We start from the raw sequence: 14,258 nt of genomic DNA, 5'->3' as shown, positions 1-14,258 counted from the left end.
CCCCCTCTGGGGGAGGGGGACCGCGAAGCGGTGGAGGGGGCTCGTCCAGGCGCGACGGAACAGTTGCGCTCCGCTGGAGCCCCCCACGGCGGCTTTCAGCCGCCTGCTCCCCCCAGCGCTCCGCTCGGGGGGAGATCTTAGAGGCTCACCCCCGCGCCCGACGCGCCCGGGCCGGCGGGCGCAGCAGGGCGACCGGCGGGTCGGTCTCGGCCAGCACCTGTTCCTTGATGGCGCGCGGCTCGCCGAACAGGTGGCCCTGGCCGTAGGCGATGTCGAGGTCGAGCACGTCGGGCACCTGGCGCTCGTTCTCGATCTTCTCGGCCACGATCTCGATGCCGTAGCGCCGCGTCAGGGCGGCGAAGTCGGCGGCGTGGATGTCCTTCATCGACGACAGGGCCGGCTGGCCGTCGACCTCGAGCAGTTCCTCCAGCAGGACGTCGGCCCCGATCTTCAGGAACTTCACGTCGGCGCGCTGCAGGTCGCGGAAGTCGATGTCCAGGGTCTGCACCTTGTCGATCGAGAAGCGGAAGCCCAGCTCGGCCAGCTTGGCCATGTTGCGGGCTTCGGCCGCGCCGCGGGCGTCGAACGCCGCCTGGCCGACCTCGAAGATCAGCGCGCCGGACAGGTCGCGGTGGTCGTTCAGGAACTCCAGGAACTGCGGGAAGAAGGCGTCGTCGGACAGCGAGGTCATCGACACGTTGCAGAACACCGCGACCTTGCGGTCCTGCTTGGCGAGGCGCCGCACGATCTGCACGCAGCGGAACAGCAGCAGATTGTCGATCGCGCCGATCAGGCCCTCCGGCTCGGCCACCGGCAGCCACTGCGAGGGCGGCATCACCTGGCCCGAGGCGTCGCGCAGGCGCGAATAGCTCTCGTAGAAGACGGTCTTGCGCTGGGGCAGGCTGACGATCGGCTGCAGGTAGAGGTCGACGCGGTTGTCGGCCAGGGCCTCGCGCACGGTCTCCAGCACGGCGGACGACTGGCGCGCGTGGCGGGCCAGGCGCGGGTCGGAGCCGGCCTCGCGGCCGACCTCGCGGATGCCCGACAGCTTGGTCTCCATGTCCTCGCTCATGCGGTGGACCAGGTCCTCCAGCACGCGCACCTCCGAGGTCAGGGCCTGGGCGCCGCCCAGATCGCCGCGCTCGACCTTCTCGGCCACCTGCTCGAGCATGCCCTGGGTGCTCTCCAGCGCGTCGGCCAGCAGGCGGTGGGCGTCGCGCACCGCCTCGATCTCGTTCTCGAGCTCCTGGCGCGCCAGGGCGCCGGAAATCCAGCTGTGCAGGGCGAAGGCCAGGCCGAGCGCGCCGGCCAGCACGGCGACGCCCGCTGGCCAGCCCACGCCGGCGCGCCACAGCGACACCGCGGCGGTCAGTGAGAGCGAAACATAGGCGCCGATCAGCAGCGCGGTGGTGAATTTCCGCATGGGGTCCCCGGAATCACCGCGATTATCAGGCGAATAACGGAGCTAGGCAAAGAAGGCGCCTCGCCCGTCGCGCGAATCTCCAGGGGAGAAGTCCTGACACGGCGGCGATGGCCTCAGGGACAGTCCACCAGGATGCCGGTCGGGACGTCCAGGCGCGGCGTGCAGACCGGCGCCGGCGCGACCTCCGCCGGGGGCGGATCGTCGTCGAGGCGCACCACTCCGAGCGGGACGGACGGGCTCACAAAGCCCTGGCTCCAGTCGTTCGGCGCGTACGACGGCGAGACGTAGCCGCTCGACCAGGCGGGCGCGTACGACGGGGTGACGCCGTAGCCGCGGGTCCAGTCGTAGGGGACCGGGGCGTAGGAGTACGGCGAGTAGTAACCGTAGCCGTAGGACGGCGCGTAGTAGAAGACGCGCGGGCCGCCGTGACGGTGTCTGTGGTGGTGGCCGCGGCCGTTCATCGGTCCGGCCGAGGCGGGGTCGCCGGCTGCGGCGTAGGTCGGCGGGGCGGCCGAGGCCAAGGTCAGGCCAGCGGTCAGGAGGGTGACGGCGGCGAGGAAGAACGCGCGCATGGACAGGCTCCGGCCATGCGTCCCCTGACACACAACTCCATGAATGGCCCTGCGGTTCAGAAGGCGGCTCCGGCGGCGGCCGGCGCGCAGGCGTCGGTCATTGGCAGCCCAGGTACTGGCCGGTGTGGCTGTCGTAGAGCGGCTGACAGTACCGCTGCGGGGCGTAGCCGTTGTTGTACCCGTTGTTGTAGCCGTTGTTGTACTGGGGCGCGGTCGCGGCCCCGAGCGCGAAGCCGAGCACTCCGCCGAGGATGGCCGCCGCCACCTCGTCGTTGTTGTCGTGGTGATCGTAGCCGTAATACGAGCCGTAATAGGGCGCGCCGTAGCCGCCGCCGTAATAGGCCCCGCCGTAGTAGGGGACCCCGCCGTAGTATCGGCCCCCATAGTAGGGCGCGACGGGACGGCCGTAGTAGCGCCCGCCGCCGTAATGGCCGCGCCCGTAATAGCCGCCGTGTCCGCCGTAGTAGCCGGGGTAGCCGCCGTAATAGCCGTGGTGTCGGCTGTTCGCCTGGGCCGCCATCGGGGCGGCCGCGCCTGACGCCAGGGTCAGGGCCGCCACCGCCGTCGTGAGCATCTTGCGCATGGGCGTCTCCCGCCATGCGTCCCCCAAGATGCTGAAAATATAGGTCTATCGACCTGAACCCGCCATGAACCGGAGTTCCCGCCTCAGCGGAAGGTGTCGCACGCGTTCGGATCACCCGATTTGAACCCGGTCATGAACCAGCGCATGCGCTGCTCCGAGGTGCCGTGGGTGAAGCTGTCGGGCACCACATAGCCGCGCGAGGCCTTCTGCAGGGTGTCGTCGCCCACGGCCGAGGCTGCGGCGAGCCCTTCCTCGACGTCGCCGGACTCCAGCCAGTTGTGGGCCTGCTGGGACTTGGCGGCCCAGATCCCGGCGTAGCAGTCGGCCTGCAGCTCGAGCGCGACGGAATACTGGTTGGCCTGCGCCTCGGAGCCCGCCGCCCGCTGGGCGCGCGAAACCTCGTCGCTGACGCCGAGCTGGTTCTGCACGTGGTGGCCGACCTCGTGGGCCAGCACGTAGGCCTGGGCGAAGTCGCCGGGCGCGCCGAACCGCTGGTCCAGCTCACGGAAGAAGGCGAGGTCCAGGTAAACCTTGCGGTCGCGGGGGCAGTAGAACGGCCCCATGGCGGACTGGCCGACGCCGCAGGCGGTGGTCGTGCCTTCCTCGTACAGCACCAGGCGGGTCGGGTCGTAGTGCTTGCCGACCTTGGCGAACTCGGCCGACCAGACGTCCTCGGTGGAGGCCAGCACGGTGTCCATGAAGGCGCCCTGCTCGTCCTGCGGCGAGCCGACGACGCCTTCCTGCTGTTCGGTCGGAGCGGCCTGCTCCAGCCCCGAAAGCGCGTTCGGATCGCCGAACACGAAATAGCCGATCAGGGCCAGCACCAGCGCGCCGATCCCGCCGCCGGCGACGGCGACCGGGCCCATGCCCCGGCGATCTTCCACATTTCCGGAGCGACGTCCGCCCTGCCAACGCATCCACGACCTCCTGACGTTCACGCGAAACGCACGGGTGTCGGCGCGGCTCCGTCAGCGCTGGGGCGTGTTCAGCCAGGCGTCGATCTCGCGGATCTTGGCCGCGGTTTCCTGCTGGCGCAACCGGGCCGCGTCAGCGCGCTGGCCGGCGTCCTGCACGACCCGCTGATCCTGGGCCAGGGCGGCGTCGGCGTCGGGGTTCACGCCCGGCGGGCTCACGCGCTCCTGCTGGAGCTTGCGCAGGGTCAGCGCCGTCTCAGCCTGGTGCTGGGCGGCGGAGGCGGCCTGCTGTTCGGCCTGGGCGCGATACTGGGCGAAGTCCGCGCCGGCCCGCAGGGCCGCGTCGCCGGGATTGGTCTGGGCCAGGGCCGGCGCGCCGATCAGGCTCGCGGCCAGAACGAGAAGAATTCGCCGCATGCATCACAAATGGCGGCGCGCGGGCCCCGATCCAAGACCCCGCCGGAACCCCGGCGCGCGGGGCGGGTTGGCCGGGCGACCTGTTCTCGCGTGTACGGAGGAAACGCCATGGCCGAGCGTCGCCTCGACGGCAAGACCGTCGCAATCCTCGCCACCGACGGTTTCGAGGAGGTGGAGCTGACCCAGCCGCGCGAGGCGCTGGAGGCGGCCGGCGCGACGGTCCGGGTCGTTTCTCTGAAGCCCGGCGAGATCCAGGGCCTCAAGCATTTCGACCGCGGCCGGAAGGTGCCGGTGGACCTGGTGCTCGAGGAGGCCATGTCCGAGACCTTCGACGCCTTGATGCTGCCGGGCGGCGCGATGAACCCCGACCGGCTGCGCACCGAACCGAAGGTGCAGGCCTTCGTCCGCGAGTTCTTCCGGGCCGGCAAGCCGGTGGCCGCCATCTGCCACGCGCCGTGGATCCTGATCGACGCCGGGGTGGCCGAGGGGCGCACCCTGACCAGCTACCGGACCATCCGGCGCGACCTGATCAACGCCGGGGCCGAGGTGGTCGACCGCGAGGTGGTCGTCGACGAGGGCCTGGTCACCAGCCGCCAGCCGTCCGACCTGCCGGCCTTCTGCGCGAAGATGATCGAGGAGTTCGCCAAGGGCCGCCACGAAGGCCAGGCGCATCTGTTCGCCGAGCACGAGGCCCGCCCCGGCGGCTCGGCCGTGAACCTGATGTGAGCGCGCTGCGACGGACGTCGACCAGCGTGCGACGAAGCGCCTAGGCCGCCGATACGGCGCCGCTATCTTCCCAGGGCGGGCGAGCGCCCGGCGGGAGCGAGCGACATGAACGGACGGATCCTGGGAAGCGTCTTCGCGGCGGCGGTGGCGATCGTCAGCGTGGGCGACGCCGCGGCGCAGACTACCCCGACGGCGCCGTATCGAGAGACCGCTCCCAGCCAGCCCGTGCACATCCCGGCCTCGGGCGGCGAGGTCATCCTGCCGGGGCAGGGCGACCAGCACGCCTACGACACCTACAAGTTCGCCGCCGCGCGCCGGGTCGGCGACACCCTCTACATCTCCGGCGTGATCGCCGCCGCGCCTGCGGGCAAGAAGGCCGACGCGGAGAGCTACAAGGCTCAGCTGCGCGGCGCCTTCCGCCGGATCGACCGCACCCTCAAGGCCTCCGGCGCGAGCTTCGCCGACGTGGTCATGATCAACAGCTTCCACGTCTGGGACAGCCCCTGGTTCGAGGGCGGCCAAGAGGCGCATTTCGCGGCGTTCTCGGCCGTGAAGGACGAGTTCATGCCCGCGCCGCACCCGGCCTGGACCGCGGTCGGCACCACCGGCCTTCTGGTCGACGGCGGCCTGGTCGAGATCCAGATGATCGTCCACGTGCCGGCCAAGGGCTGACGCTTACGCCGCCTTTACGCCGCGGGCCCGCGATCCCTCGCGAAGCCTGACGCCGGAACCGGCCATCCTGCCGCCCGTTCGCACCGGGAGTCGGGAGCACGCGTGATGGCGTCCAAGCTCGAGTATCTGATCGTCCGAAACGGCGAGGCGTGGTCGATCGCCTACCGGGGTTTCAAGGCCGGCGAGTTCGCCACCCGCGAGGCGGCCCTGGCGGCGGCCGACCGGCTGGCCCGCGAGGCCGCCGGCATCGGCTACGACGCCGAGGTGAAAAGCCTCGACGACCGCGGCCGGGCCTACGAGGAGCGCGAGTACCACCCGCATTACGCGGCCTAGAGCCTGTTCCGTTCAGATGGAATCATCTGAACGGATAAAACAGGCTCTAATTCAAAAGCTTGAGCGCGTTCTGATCGCAAAACCGGATCCACTTTTGCGGAACGCGCTCTAGTCTTCGGGCGGGTACAGCGCCTTCACCGCCACGAAGATGGTCGCCGCCAGCGGGGTGGCCAGCACCACCCCGATCGGCCCGAACAGCACGGCGAAGGTGAGCACCGCGAACAGGGTGATGACCGGCGGCAGGGCGACCATGCGCCTCTGCACGATCGGCACGATCAGATTGCTCTCCAGCTGCTGCACGCCGATGTAGACGGCCAGCGTCCACAGCACCGTCTCCAGCCCGAAGTTCAGCGCCAGCAGCACGCCCGGCACCACCGACAGCGTCGGTCCGATCAGCGGCACGAATTCCAGCAGGCCCGCGATCAGGCCCAGCGCCAGCGGCGAGGGCAGGCCGATCGCCCAGGCCCCCAGCGCGGTCAGCACGCCGACCACGGCCATGCAGAACAGGGTGCCGATCAGCCAGCGCTTCAGGCCCCGGGCGGTGGTGTCGAACACCTCGCCGGCCCGTTCGCGATGGCTGCGGGGAACCAGGAACAGCAGGCCGCGCCGGTAGTGGCCGGGGGCTGCGGCCAGATAGAGCCCCGCTGCCAGCACCACGATCAGGTCGACCACCGCGCCCACGGCCGAGCCCACGGCGTTGGTGACGCCGCTGACCACCTGGCCGCCGACCTCGGGCAGGCGGAGCGCCCCGGTGGCGGTCGGCGGTTTCGCCTCGCCGTCGGGCGGCGGGTCGGCCTCCGCGGCCTGGCCGGCCCATTGCTCGACCCGCTCGACCACCTCCCGACCCAACGGCACGGTCTCGGCCCGCGCGCGCACCTCGGCCCAGGCGGCGGGCAGGCGGGCGCTCAGCATGGTGAGCTGCGTGCCGACCTCACGGCCGAACATCCAGCCGGCGGTCCCGATCACGGCGACGACGGCCAGAACGGCCACGGTCAGGGACCACTTGCGCGACAGCGGCGTGTGCTTCTGGATCGGGTCGGCGATCGCGTGCAGCAGCACCGCCACCAGGGTCGCGCCGAACAGCAGCAGCAGCACGTGCAGCAGCCGCCAGGCCACCAGCACGGCGATGACCACGCCGACCACGAACAGCACCCGGCGCACGAAGGCCGGGTCCAGGCCGCGTCCGTCGGGTTCTGCGGCGTCGCTCATGCGGCCGGAAACGACGGCCGGCCGGCGAAGGTTCACTCGCGCACCGTCAGAGCCCCTGGAGGAACTCGAGCAGCAGCAAGTTGACCTCGTCGGGCCGCTCCTGCTGCAGCCAGTGGCCGGCGCCGGGGATCACCGCCTGCGTCCGCAGGCCCGGGACCCAGCGCTTCAGCTCGGCCTCGGCGTGGCCGGCGTAGTTGCGCACCGGGTCCTTCTCGCCAACGGCGAACAGGGCCGGCACGTCGATGGTGCGGTCCTGGGCGAAGGCCGTCAGCGCCCAGTTGCGGTCGAGGTTGCGGTACCAGTTGAACGGCCCGCCGAAGCCCGACGCCTCGAAGGCGGCGACGTAGGTGGCCAGCTCCTCGACGTCCATCCAGGGCGGACGGACCGCGTCCGTCACGCTGTCGAGGAAGGCCACGCCCTGCGGCGTGAAGCCGGTTGAGCGCCGCTCGTCCGGCGTGGCGCCGTCATAGGCGTAGAAGGCCCGGGTCAGGCCGGCGGCGACGTCGCTTTCGAAGGCCGTCTCTGCGCCGGGCTCCTGGAACTGCAGCATGTAGAATTCGCCCAGCTTCTTGCGCGCGGCGATGGCCCGGTAGGTCGCGATCGGCGGGCGGCCGGGCTGGCGCGGCTGGAACGGCACCGACAGGGCGGCCACGGCGCGGAACACGTCGGGGCGCAGCAGGGCGGCGTGCCAGGCCACCGGCGCGCCCCAGTCGTGGCCGACGATCACCGCCTGCTTGCGGCCCAGCGCGCGGACCAGATCGACCATGTCGCCGACCAGGTTGAGGATCGTGTAGGCCTCCACCGCCTCTGGCCGGTCCGTGCCGCCATAGCCGCGCATGTCCGGCGCCACGGCGTGGAAGCCGGCCGCGGCGAGGGCCGGCAGCTGCCGCCGCCAGGAGAAGCCGAGTTCCGGAAAGCCGTGGCAGAAGATCACCAGCGGGCCTTCGCCGGCCTCCAGGATCTGCTGCGTCAGGCCGTCGGTCTGGATCTTTCGCTGCTGCATCGCCCCCTCCGGATACGAAGAAGGCGGCGTGAGAGCCTCACGCCGCCTTCCGTAGTCACTCGTTCTTGCTCGAGCTTACGCCGCCTTCGCCTTGGCGCTGAAGCGGCCGTAGAAGCTCTCGCCGTTCGCCGCCATGTCGCGCAGCAGTTGCGGGACCTTGAAGCGCTCGCCGTACTGGCTGGCGAGACGGTCGCAGGTCTCCACGAACTTGGCCGCGCCGACCTGGTCGATCAGGGTGACTGGGCCGCCCGACCAGGGCGCGAAGCCCCAGCCCAGGATGGCGCCGACGTCCGCCTCGCGCGGGTCGTCGATCACGCCCTCTTCCCAGCAGCGGGCCGCTTCCACGGCCTGGCGATAGAGCAGGCGGGTCTTCAGCTCCTCAACCAGCTCCGGGGTCGATTCCGACACCGTCACCGGGGCGAGGTCCGACAGGCCGGCCCACAGGCTCTTCGGCCCGCTTTCCGGATAGTCGTAGAAGCCCTTCTTGTTCTTGCGGCCGTAGCGGCCCAGCTCCGACACCATCCTGGCGACGATGTCCTCGCCCGGGTTCGGCACGTACTTGTCGCCGAGGTCCTTCGCGGTCTGCTGGCCGATCTTGTAGGACAGGTCCAGCGCGACGTCGTCGTGCATCTCCAGCGGGCCGCGCGGCATGCCGGTCATGCGTCCGACGTTGTCGATCATGGCCGGGGCGTAGCCTTCCTTCAGCATGGCCATGCCTTCGGTCAGGTACGTCGAGAAGCAGCGCGAGGTGTAGAAGCCGCGGCTGTCGTTCACCACGATCGGGGTCTTCTTGATCTTGGTGACGTAGTCGATGGCCTTGGCCAGGGCCACTTCGCCGGTCTTCTCGCCCATGATGATCTCGACCAGCATCATCTTGTCGACGGGCGAGAAGAAGTGGATGCCGATGAAGTTCTCCGGGCGCACGGAGGCCTCGGCCAGGCCGCTGATCGGCAGGGTCGAGGTGTTGGAGCCGAACACCGCGTCCTCGGCCAGCTGGGCCTCGGCTTTCTTCGTGACCTCGGCCTTGATGTCGCGGTTCTCGAACACCGCCTCGATCACCAGGTCCGAACCCTTCACGTGGGCGTAGTCGGTGGTCGGCGTGATCAGGGCCAGGGTGGCGTCAGCCTTCTCCTGGGTCATCTGACCGCGCGAGACGCGCTTGGCGATCAGGCCCTTGGCGTACTCCTTGCCCTTGTCGGCGGCTTCCTGGGTGGTGTCGATCAGCACCGTCTCGATGCCGGCCATGGCCTGCACGTAGGCGATGCCCGCGCCCATCATGCCGGCGCCCAGGACGGTGACCTTCTTGGCTTCCGACTTCGGCACGCCGGCCGGACGCACGGCGCCCTTGTCGAGCTCCTGCTTGGACAGGAACAGCGAGCGGATCATCGCCTTGGCCTGGGGCGTCATCAGCGTCTTGACGAAGTAGCGCGTCTCGATGCGCAGCGCCGCGTCCATCGGCACCTGCACGCCTTCGTAGACGGCCTTCAGCATGTTGGTCAGGGCCGGATAGTTGCCGTAGCTCTGCTTGCGCAGCAGGGCGTTGCCCATGATGAACACCTGGATGCCGGCCGGGTGGTAGGGGCCGCCGCCGGGGAGCTTGAAGCTCTTCTCGTCCCAGGGCTGGACGGCCTTGCCGGTCTTCACCCAGGCTTTCGCGGCTTCGACTTCCTGGCCGGCCGGGACCACCTCGTGGACCACGCCCGCGCCCTTGGCGTCCTGCGGACGCCAGGACTTGCCCTCGCTGATCTGCATCAGCGCGGCCTGCACGCCGATCAGGCGCGGCAGGCGCTGGGTGCCGCCGGCGCCCGGGAACAGGCCGACCTTGGTCTCCGGCAGGCCCAGCTGGATCTTCGGATTGTCGCCGACCACGCGGTAGTGGCAGGCGAGCGTGATCTCCAGGCCGCCGCCCAGGGCCAGGCCGTTGATGGCTGCGGCGACCGGCTTGCCGCAGGTCTCCAGCGCGCGCAGCGAACCCTGCAGGCGCCAGGAGCGGTCGAATCCGGCCTTCAGGGCTGCCTCTTCCGACACCGGCGCGGCCGATTGTGCGCCGCCCAGGTCGCCGAGGTCGGCGCCGGCGCAGAAGCCGGTCGCCTTGCCCGAGGTGATCACCGCGCCCTTGATGGCGGCGTCGGTCTTGATCCGCTCGACCAGCAGCGGGATCTCCTCCATCACCTTGGAGGTGATGGTGTTCATTGAGCGGCCCGGCACGTCGAAGGTGACCAGCGCGATGCCGTCGGCGTCGACTTCGATCTTGAAGTTTTCCATGGCTCGGTTCCTCAGACGCGTTCGATGACCGTGGCGGTGCCCATGCCGCCGCCGATGCACAGGGTGACCAGGGCGGTCGACTTGCCGGTGCGCTCCAGCTCGTCGAGCACGGTGCCCAGGATCATGCCGCCGGTGGCGCCCAGCGGGTGGCCCATGGCGATGGCGCCGCCGCAGACGTTGATCTTGTCGTGGTCGATGTCCAGCGCCTGCATGTAGCGCAGCACCACGGCCGCGAAGGCCTCGTTCAGCTCGTACAGGTCGATGTCGCCGACGCCCATGCCGAGCTTGCCCAGCAGCTTGCGGGTCACCGGCTCGGGGCCGGTCAGCATGATCGACGGCTCGGAGCCGATCGAGGCCATGCCGCGGATGCGGGCGCGCGGCTTCAGGCCGGCGGCGACGCCGGCTTCCTTGGAGCCGATCAGCACGGCCGAGGCGCCGTCGACGATGCCCGAGGAGTTGCCGGGCGTGTGGACGTGGTTGACGCGCTCGACCTCGGGGTAGCGCTGGTTGATGACCGCGTCGAAGGCCATCTCGCCCATCATCTGGAACGAGGCGTTCAACGCGCCCAGCGTCTGCATGTCCGTATCGGGACGCATCAGCTCGTCATGGTCGAGGATGGTCAGGCCCAGCTGGTCCTTCACCGGCACGACCGAGTTCTTGAAGCGGCCTTCCTTCCAGGAGCGGGCCGAGCGCTTCTGGCTCTCGACCGCGTAGGCGTCGACGTCGGCGCGCGAGAAGCCGTACTTCGAGGCGATCATGTCGGCCGACACGCCCTGCGGCACGAAGTAGGTCGAGAAGGCCGAGGACGGGTCCACCGGCCAGGCGCCGCCGTCGGAGCCCATCGGCACGCGGCTCATGGCCTCGACGCCGCCGCCGATGGCGAAGTCGGCCTCGCCGCTCATCACCTTGGCGGCGGCCATGTTGCAGGCCTCCAGGCCCGAGGCGCAGAAGCGGTTCACCTGCACGCCGGCGGTGGTCTGGGCGTAGCCGGCGGTCAGCACGGCGGTGCGGGCGATGTCGGCGCCCTGCTCGCCCACGGGGGCGACGCAGCCCAGCACCACGTCGTCGACGCGGCTGGTGTCCAGGTTGTTGCGGTCGCGGATCGCCGCCAGGGTCTGGGCGGCCAGGGACAGGGCCGTGATCTCGTGGAGGGATCCGTCCTTCTTGCCCTTGCCGCGGGGCGTGCGGACGGCGTCGTAAATGTAGGCTTCGGCCATGGTCTGCTCCTGAAGCGCGGGGTCGCCACGGAAATGGCGCGGCGCTTACGTAAACGTCAAGATCACCTTGCGTCAGCTTCCGCCTCGGCAGAGCTGCTCATCTAGGCACAGGCGCCCGCGACGAAAAGCGTCAGCGGGGAGCCTTCATCGGCGTTCTGGGCCGATCATGAAGGCGGCGGCGATCAGGGCGGCGCCCAGGAAGATCAGGTCGACGCCGACCACGATCCCCAGCGCGATCAGGCTGGCCCCGGGCCAGCCGGCCAGCACCACCCCGCCCAGCAGCATGGTGGCCAGCCCGCTGAGCAGCGGCCACAGCCATCCCTTGATCGTCGCGCGCCGCTTCAGCGCGAACACCACGGTCAGCAGGCCCCGGATCAGGAAGAAGATCGCCAGCGCCAGGGTGACCGAGGCCGCGCCGACCACCGGCCGGCCCAGCAGCCACAGGCCCATGACGAAGGACAGCAGCGCCCAGGCCAGCTTGGTCCCGAAGCCGGGATGCTTCCGGTCGCGCACCGCCGCGACCGCGCCCAGCACGCCGGCGGCGGCCAGGATCGCCCCCAGGAACAGGGCGACGGCGATGCTCGAGACCAGCGGCGCGGTCAGGGCCAGCGCGCCCAGCACCATCAGGCAGACGCCGTAGAGCGCGGAGACGACGCCGAAGGTCCAGCGGGGAGGGGCGGCCATGCCGGGAAAACCGTGTGCCGTCGCGGGACGTTCCTACTTGGCGCGACGCCCCTGCGATCCTTCTCCCCTTGAGGGAGAAGGAGGGGCCCGCGCCCCGGAGCGTAAGCGGAGGGCTGCGCGGGAGGATGAGGGGTCGCGCTCCCTATACGGCTGCGCTCCTGACGCTCCCGCCGAATAGGAAAAAGCTACTCCGGCCGCGCTCGTGACGCTCCCGCCGGGAGAGGTCGTGCGACCCCTCATCCTCCCGCGCGGACCTTCGAGCTTCGCTCTCCGGTGCGCGGGCTCCGTCCTTCTCCCACAAGGGGAGAAGGAGAAAACTCTCAGAACGCCTTGTTCAGCACGGCCTGCAGGGTCTGGCCGGTGCGCGGCACGTCCTCGGCCAGGCGCCGGGCGATCTCGCGGGCGCCGACCGGATAGGCGTCGCCGCCGTCGGCGATCTCCTCGGCGACCACGGCCAGCTCCTTGAGCAGGTTCTGCAGCAGGCCGACGTGCTCGCGGGCCAGGCTCTGGGCCTCGGCCTGCAGGCGCTTGATGCGCTGGGCGGGGCTCTCCGCCTTGGGCTCGGGCGCGTCGACGGCTTCCGGGGCGGCTTGCGCGCGCGCCTCCTCGGCCGGGGGCACCAGAGTCAGTCGAGCGGTGGTCCTCGATCGCGCCATGATCACGTCACCTCTTACAGCGAGCCCGTTGATTTGCGTTCGGGGTCGGCTCGCAGACCGGCGTCATGCAAGCCCGGCGCCGTCCCGAAACGGAGCGCATTCCCCCCCCGTGCGCTCGCGGGTCGTCTGGAGGTGATTTTTCGGATCAGGCCCGGTGGGCGATGGCGTGCAGGGTCTGGGCCTTCTGCGGGGCCTCTTCCGCCAGCCGCCGGGCGATCTCGCGGGCGCCGACCGGATAGGCGTCGCCGCCGTCGGCGATCTCCTCGGCCAGCTGGGCGACCTCGATCAGCTTCTGCTCGAGCGCGCCGATCTGCTCGCAGGCCAGGGCCTTGGCCTCGGCCTGCAGGCGCTTGACGCGCGCGGTCAGGGTCTCGCCCGTCGGCGTGGGCGCGACCGGCATGGGCGCCGCCAGGCCGGCGGCCTCGATGATCGGCTCGGGCGCGGGCGGCAGCGGGACCGAAAGCGCCGGAACGGCCGGAACCACGACCGGAACGCCCGCGACTTCGGGCGGAGACAGTACCGTCAGATGCGACGCGGACATGGATTTCACCTCGGCGGACTTTGCGCCAGCTGGGGCTGAGGCAGTGTCGGGCGCCGCCGCCGCGTTGCTCTTGCGTGACCGTCCCGCCATGCGCTCCTCCCGAGGTGAATACGCGCTGCGCCGGTTCCGAGTTCCGGACGGAGAACAGCCTCCGGCGAACACCCGAGGCGCCTGTGGCGCCGGCGCCGCAGGGCGGAAGCGTCGCCGCGGCGCCAAGGCGTTCCGGAGGAACAAAGCCGCCGGGGCGAAACCTGCCGAAACCGCCGGAAAGCCCGGACGGGACGTGCGCGCTTGCGGCCCGCCGGCGACGAGACATGCCGGACGGGCTGGGCGGTACGGGGGATCGCCGTTACGCTTCAGGGAAACACCGGAGCGGGGCCGGATGATCCAGAGCGTCGAAGGGGAATTGCAGGTCGGCGAGGCGGCGGGCGCCGCCGGCCGGGTGCGGCGGCGGATTCTGGGGCCGCCGTGGGCGCTGGCGGTGTTCCTCGCCGTCATGGCCGTCTTCGCCTTCATAGGCGCGATGGTCGACCGCGGCGCGTTCTGGAGCCTGGGCGTGCCGGGCTTCACCGGCATGGGCTGGCCGTTGGGAATGGCGCTCGGCTTCGTGATCGGCTTCAGCCTGTACACCCGGCTCATGCGCGCCCAGTTCCGCCGACGCCTGGCCGCGCGCGGTCAGTCCGGGCCGTTCAAGGTGCGCCTCGAGCTCGGCCCCGAAGGCCTGATCCAGCGCTATGGCGAAGTCGAGCGCCGGGCGCCCTGGCCGGCGGTGACGGAGCTGTTCCCGGCCGGCCCCTACTGGGTGTTCGTGATCCAGGGCGAGCCCTGGCACCTGCCGCGCCGGTTCTTCGCCGGGCCGGAGGCCGAGCGCGCCTTCCTGGCCGAAGCGCTGGCGCATATGACCGCCGACGCCCGCGGGCGGAGCAGGGAAGCTAGCTCCTCCTCCCCTTGAGGGAGAAGGATCACTCCGTCGGCCGCTGCCCGAACCCCTCGGTCCCGTCGTCCTGCGCCGGCGCGCGCTCGACCCCCGCCACGTCCGCCCC

Annotated in this window: 16 protein-coding genes; 4 read left to right on the top strand and 12 right to left on the bottom strand. The window is 70.7% G+C overall.

The window, feature by feature from the left end; translation table 11 throughout:
- Positions 1–145 precede the first annotated feature (145 nt).
- The 5 genes from G3573_RS13795 to G3573_RS13775 all read right to left on the bottom strand — a co-directional run bounded on the left by G3573_RS13795 (position 146) and on the right by G3573_RS13775 (position 3,909).
- Entirely contained in the window at positions 146–1,423 is a 1,278-nt protein-coding gene (locus tag G3573_RS13795) for an EAL domain-containing protein (RefSeq protein WP_163261821.1), read from the bottom strand.
- A gap of 113 nt (positions 1,424–1,536) precedes the next feature.
- Positions 1,537–1,995 (bottom strand): hypothetical protein, encoded by a 459-nt coding sequence (locus G3573_RS13790; protein WP_163261820.1) that lies wholly within the window; start codon positions 1,993–1,995, stop codon positions 1,537–1,539.
- A gap of 97 nt (positions 1,996–2,092) precedes the next feature.
- Positions 2,093–2,578 carry a hypothetical protein gene (locus tag G3573_RS13785; protein ID WP_163261819.1) on the bottom strand — a complete coding sequence of 162 codons (486 nt, stop codon included), beginning with the start codon at positions 2,576–2,578 and terminating at the stop codon, positions 2,093–2,095.
- 83 nt (positions 2,579–2,661) lie between these two features.
- On the bottom strand, positions 2,662–3,495 hold the full coding sequence (locus tag G3573_RS13780) for a neutral zinc metallopeptidase (protein WP_163261818.1): 834 nt from the start codon (positions 3,493–3,495) through the stop codon (positions 2,662–2,664).
- Positions 3,496–3,546: 51 nt separating this feature from the next.
- Positions 3,547–3,909, bottom strand: coding sequence for a hypothetical protein (locus tag G3573_RS13775; protein WP_163261817.1), 363 nt, complete (start codon positions 3,907–3,909; stop codon positions 3,547–3,549).
- Positions 3,910–4,017: 108 nt separating this feature from the next.
- Here G3573_RS13775 and G3573_RS13770 point away from each other — a divergent pair, with 108 nt between their 5' ends.
- The 3 genes from G3573_RS13770 (at position 4,018) to G3573_RS13760 (ending at position 5,640) form a co-directional block, all read left to right on the top strand.
- A complete protein-coding gene (locus G3573_RS13770) occupies positions 4,018–4,635 on the top strand; it encodes a type 1 glutamine amidotransferase domain-containing protein (RefSeq protein WP_163261816.1) in 618 nt (205 codons plus the stop codon).
- Positions 4,636–4,740: 105 nt separating this feature from the next.
- On the top strand, positions 4,741–5,307 hold the full coding sequence (locus G3573_RS13765; protein WP_163261815.1) for a RidA family protein: 567 nt from the start codon (positions 4,741–4,743) through the stop codon (positions 5,305–5,307).
- A gap of 105 nt (positions 5,308–5,412) precedes the next feature.
- Positions 5,413–5,640, top strand: a complete 228-nt coding sequence (locus G3573_RS13760; RefSeq protein ID WP_163261814.1) for a DUF2188 domain-containing protein — start codon at positions 5,413–5,415, stop codon at positions 5,638–5,640.
- A 108-nt stretch (positions 5,641–5,748) separates the two neighbouring features.
- Here G3573_RS13760 and G3573_RS13755 read toward each other — a convergent pair whose 3' ends face one another.
- The 7 genes from G3573_RS13755 to G3573_RS13725 all read right to left on the bottom strand — a co-directional run bounded on the left by G3573_RS13755 (position 5,749) and on the right by G3573_RS13725 (position 13,215).
- Positions 5,749–6,885: an AI-2E family transporter gene (locus G3573_RS13755; protein WP_163261813.1), complete on the bottom strand. Its 1,137-nt coding sequence runs from the start codon at positions 6,883–6,885 to the stop codon at positions 5,749–5,751.
- Positions 6,886–6,895: 10 nt separating this feature from the next.
- Positions 6,896–7,852, bottom strand: a complete 957-nt coding sequence (locus tag G3573_RS13750) for an alpha/beta hydrolase (RefSeq protein WP_163261812.1) — start codon at positions 7,850–7,852, stop codon at positions 6,896–6,898.
- A gap of 75 nt (positions 7,853–7,927) precedes the next feature.
- On the bottom strand, positions 7,928–10,117 hold the full coding sequence (locus G3573_RS13745) for a 3-hydroxyacyl-CoA dehydrogenase NAD-binding domain-containing protein (protein ID WP_163261811.1): 2,190 nt from the start codon (positions 10,115–10,117) through the stop codon (positions 7,928–7,930).
- An 11-nt stretch (positions 10,118–10,128) separates the two neighbouring features.
- Positions 10,129–11,334: an acetyl-CoA C-acetyltransferase gene (locus G3573_RS13740; protein WP_163261810.1), complete on the bottom strand. Its 1,206-nt coding sequence runs from the start codon at positions 11,332–11,334 to the stop codon at positions 10,129–10,131.
- A 144-nt stretch (positions 11,335–11,478) separates the two neighbouring features.
- On the bottom strand, positions 11,479–12,018 hold the full coding sequence (locus G3573_RS13735) for a DUF308 domain-containing protein (RefSeq protein ID WP_163261809.1): 540 nt from the start codon (positions 12,016–12,018) through the stop codon (positions 11,479–11,481).
- 320 nt (positions 12,019–12,338) lie between these two features.
- The gene (locus G3573_RS13730; RefSeq protein WP_163261808.1) at positions 12,339–12,674 is read right to left on the bottom strand and encodes a hypothetical protein; all 336 of its coding nucleotides are present in this window, start codon (positions 12,672–12,674) and stop codon (positions 12,339–12,341) included.
- A gap of 145 nt (positions 12,675–12,819) precedes the next feature.
- Positions 12,820–13,215 carry a hypothetical protein gene (locus G3573_RS13725; protein ID WP_163261807.1) on the bottom strand — a complete coding sequence of 132 codons (396 nt, stop codon included), beginning with the start codon at positions 13,213–13,215 and terminating at the stop codon, positions 12,820–12,822.
- 382 nt (positions 13,216–13,597) lie between these two features.
- On the opposite strand from G3573_RS13725, the gene G3573_RS13720 reads away from it, so the two are divergent.
- On the top strand, positions 13,598–14,167 hold the full coding sequence (locus tag G3573_RS13720; protein ID WP_163261806.1) for a hypothetical protein: 570 nt from the start codon (positions 13,598–13,600) through the stop codon (positions 14,165–14,167).
- The last annotated feature ends 91 nt before the right edge of the window (positions 14,168–14,258 follow it).

The organism is Caulobacter sp. 17J65-9 (assembly GCF_010975005.1).
Taxonomy (GTDB): Bacteria; Pseudomonadota; Alphaproteobacteria; order Caulobacterales; family Caulobacteraceae; genus 17J80-11.
This window is presented reverse-complemented; position numbering and strand designations above follow the sequence as displayed.

Bases quoted from the DNA above. Each gene is read 5' to 3' on its own strand.
- G3573_RS13730 (WP_163261808.1), bottom strand. From the start codon at position 12,674: ATGGCGCGATCGAGGACCACCGCTCGACTGACTCTGGTGCCCCCGGCC.
- G3573_RS13720 (WP_163261806.1), top strand. From the start codon at position 13,598: ATGATCCAGAGCGTCGAAGGGGAATTGCAGGTCGGCGAGGCGGCGGGC.
- G3573_RS13795 (WP_163261821.1), bottom strand. From the start codon at position 1,423: ATGCGGAAATTCACCACCGCGCTGCTGATCGGCGCCTATGTTTCGCTC.
- G3573_RS13735 (WP_163261809.1), bottom strand. From the start codon at position 12,018: ATGGCCGCCCCTCCCCGCTGGACCTTCGGCGTCGTCTCCGCGCTCTAC.
- G3573_RS13775 (WP_163261817.1), bottom strand. From the start codon at position 3,909: ATGCGGCGAATTCTTCTCGTTCTGGCCGCGAGCCTGATCGGCGCGCCG.
- G3573_RS13785 (WP_163261819.1), bottom strand. From the start codon at position 2,578: ATGCGCAAGATGCTCACGACGGCGGTGGCGGCCCTGACCCTGGCGTCA.
- G3573_RS13760 (WP_163261814.1), top strand. From the start codon at position 5,413: ATGGCGTCCAAGCTCGAGTATCTGATCGTCCGAAACGGCGAGGCGTGG.
- G3573_RS13770 (WP_163261816.1), top strand. From the start codon at position 4,018: ATGGCCGAGCGTCGCCTCGACGGCAAGACCGTCGCAATCCTCGCCACC.
- G3573_RS13725 (WP_163261807.1), bottom strand. From the start codon at position 13,215: ATGTCCGCGTCGCATCTGACGGTACTGTCTCCGCCCGAAGTCGCGGGC.
- G3573_RS13765 (WP_163261815.1), top strand. From the start codon at position 4,741: ATGAACGGACGGATCCTGGGAAGCGTCTTCGCGGCGGCGGTGGCGATC.
- G3573_RS13790 (WP_163261820.1), bottom strand. From the start codon at position 1,995: ATGCGCGCGTTCTTCCTCGCCGCCGTCACCCTCCTGACCGCTGGCCTG.
- G3573_RS13740 (WP_163261810.1), bottom strand. From the start codon at position 11,334: ATGGCCGAAGCCTACATTTACGACGCCGTCCGCACGCCCCGCGGCAAG.
- G3573_RS13780 (WP_163261818.1), bottom strand. From the start codon at position 3,495: ATGCGTTGGCAGGGCGGACGTCGCTCCGGAAATGTGGAAGATCGCCGG.
- G3573_RS13750 (WP_163261812.1), bottom strand. From the start codon at position 7,852: ATGCAGCAGCGAAAGATCCAGACCGACGGCCTGACGCAGCAGATCCTG.
- G3573_RS13745 (WP_163261811.1), bottom strand. From the start codon at position 10,117: ATGGAAAACTTCAAGATCGAAGTCGACGCCGACGGCATCGCGCTGGTC.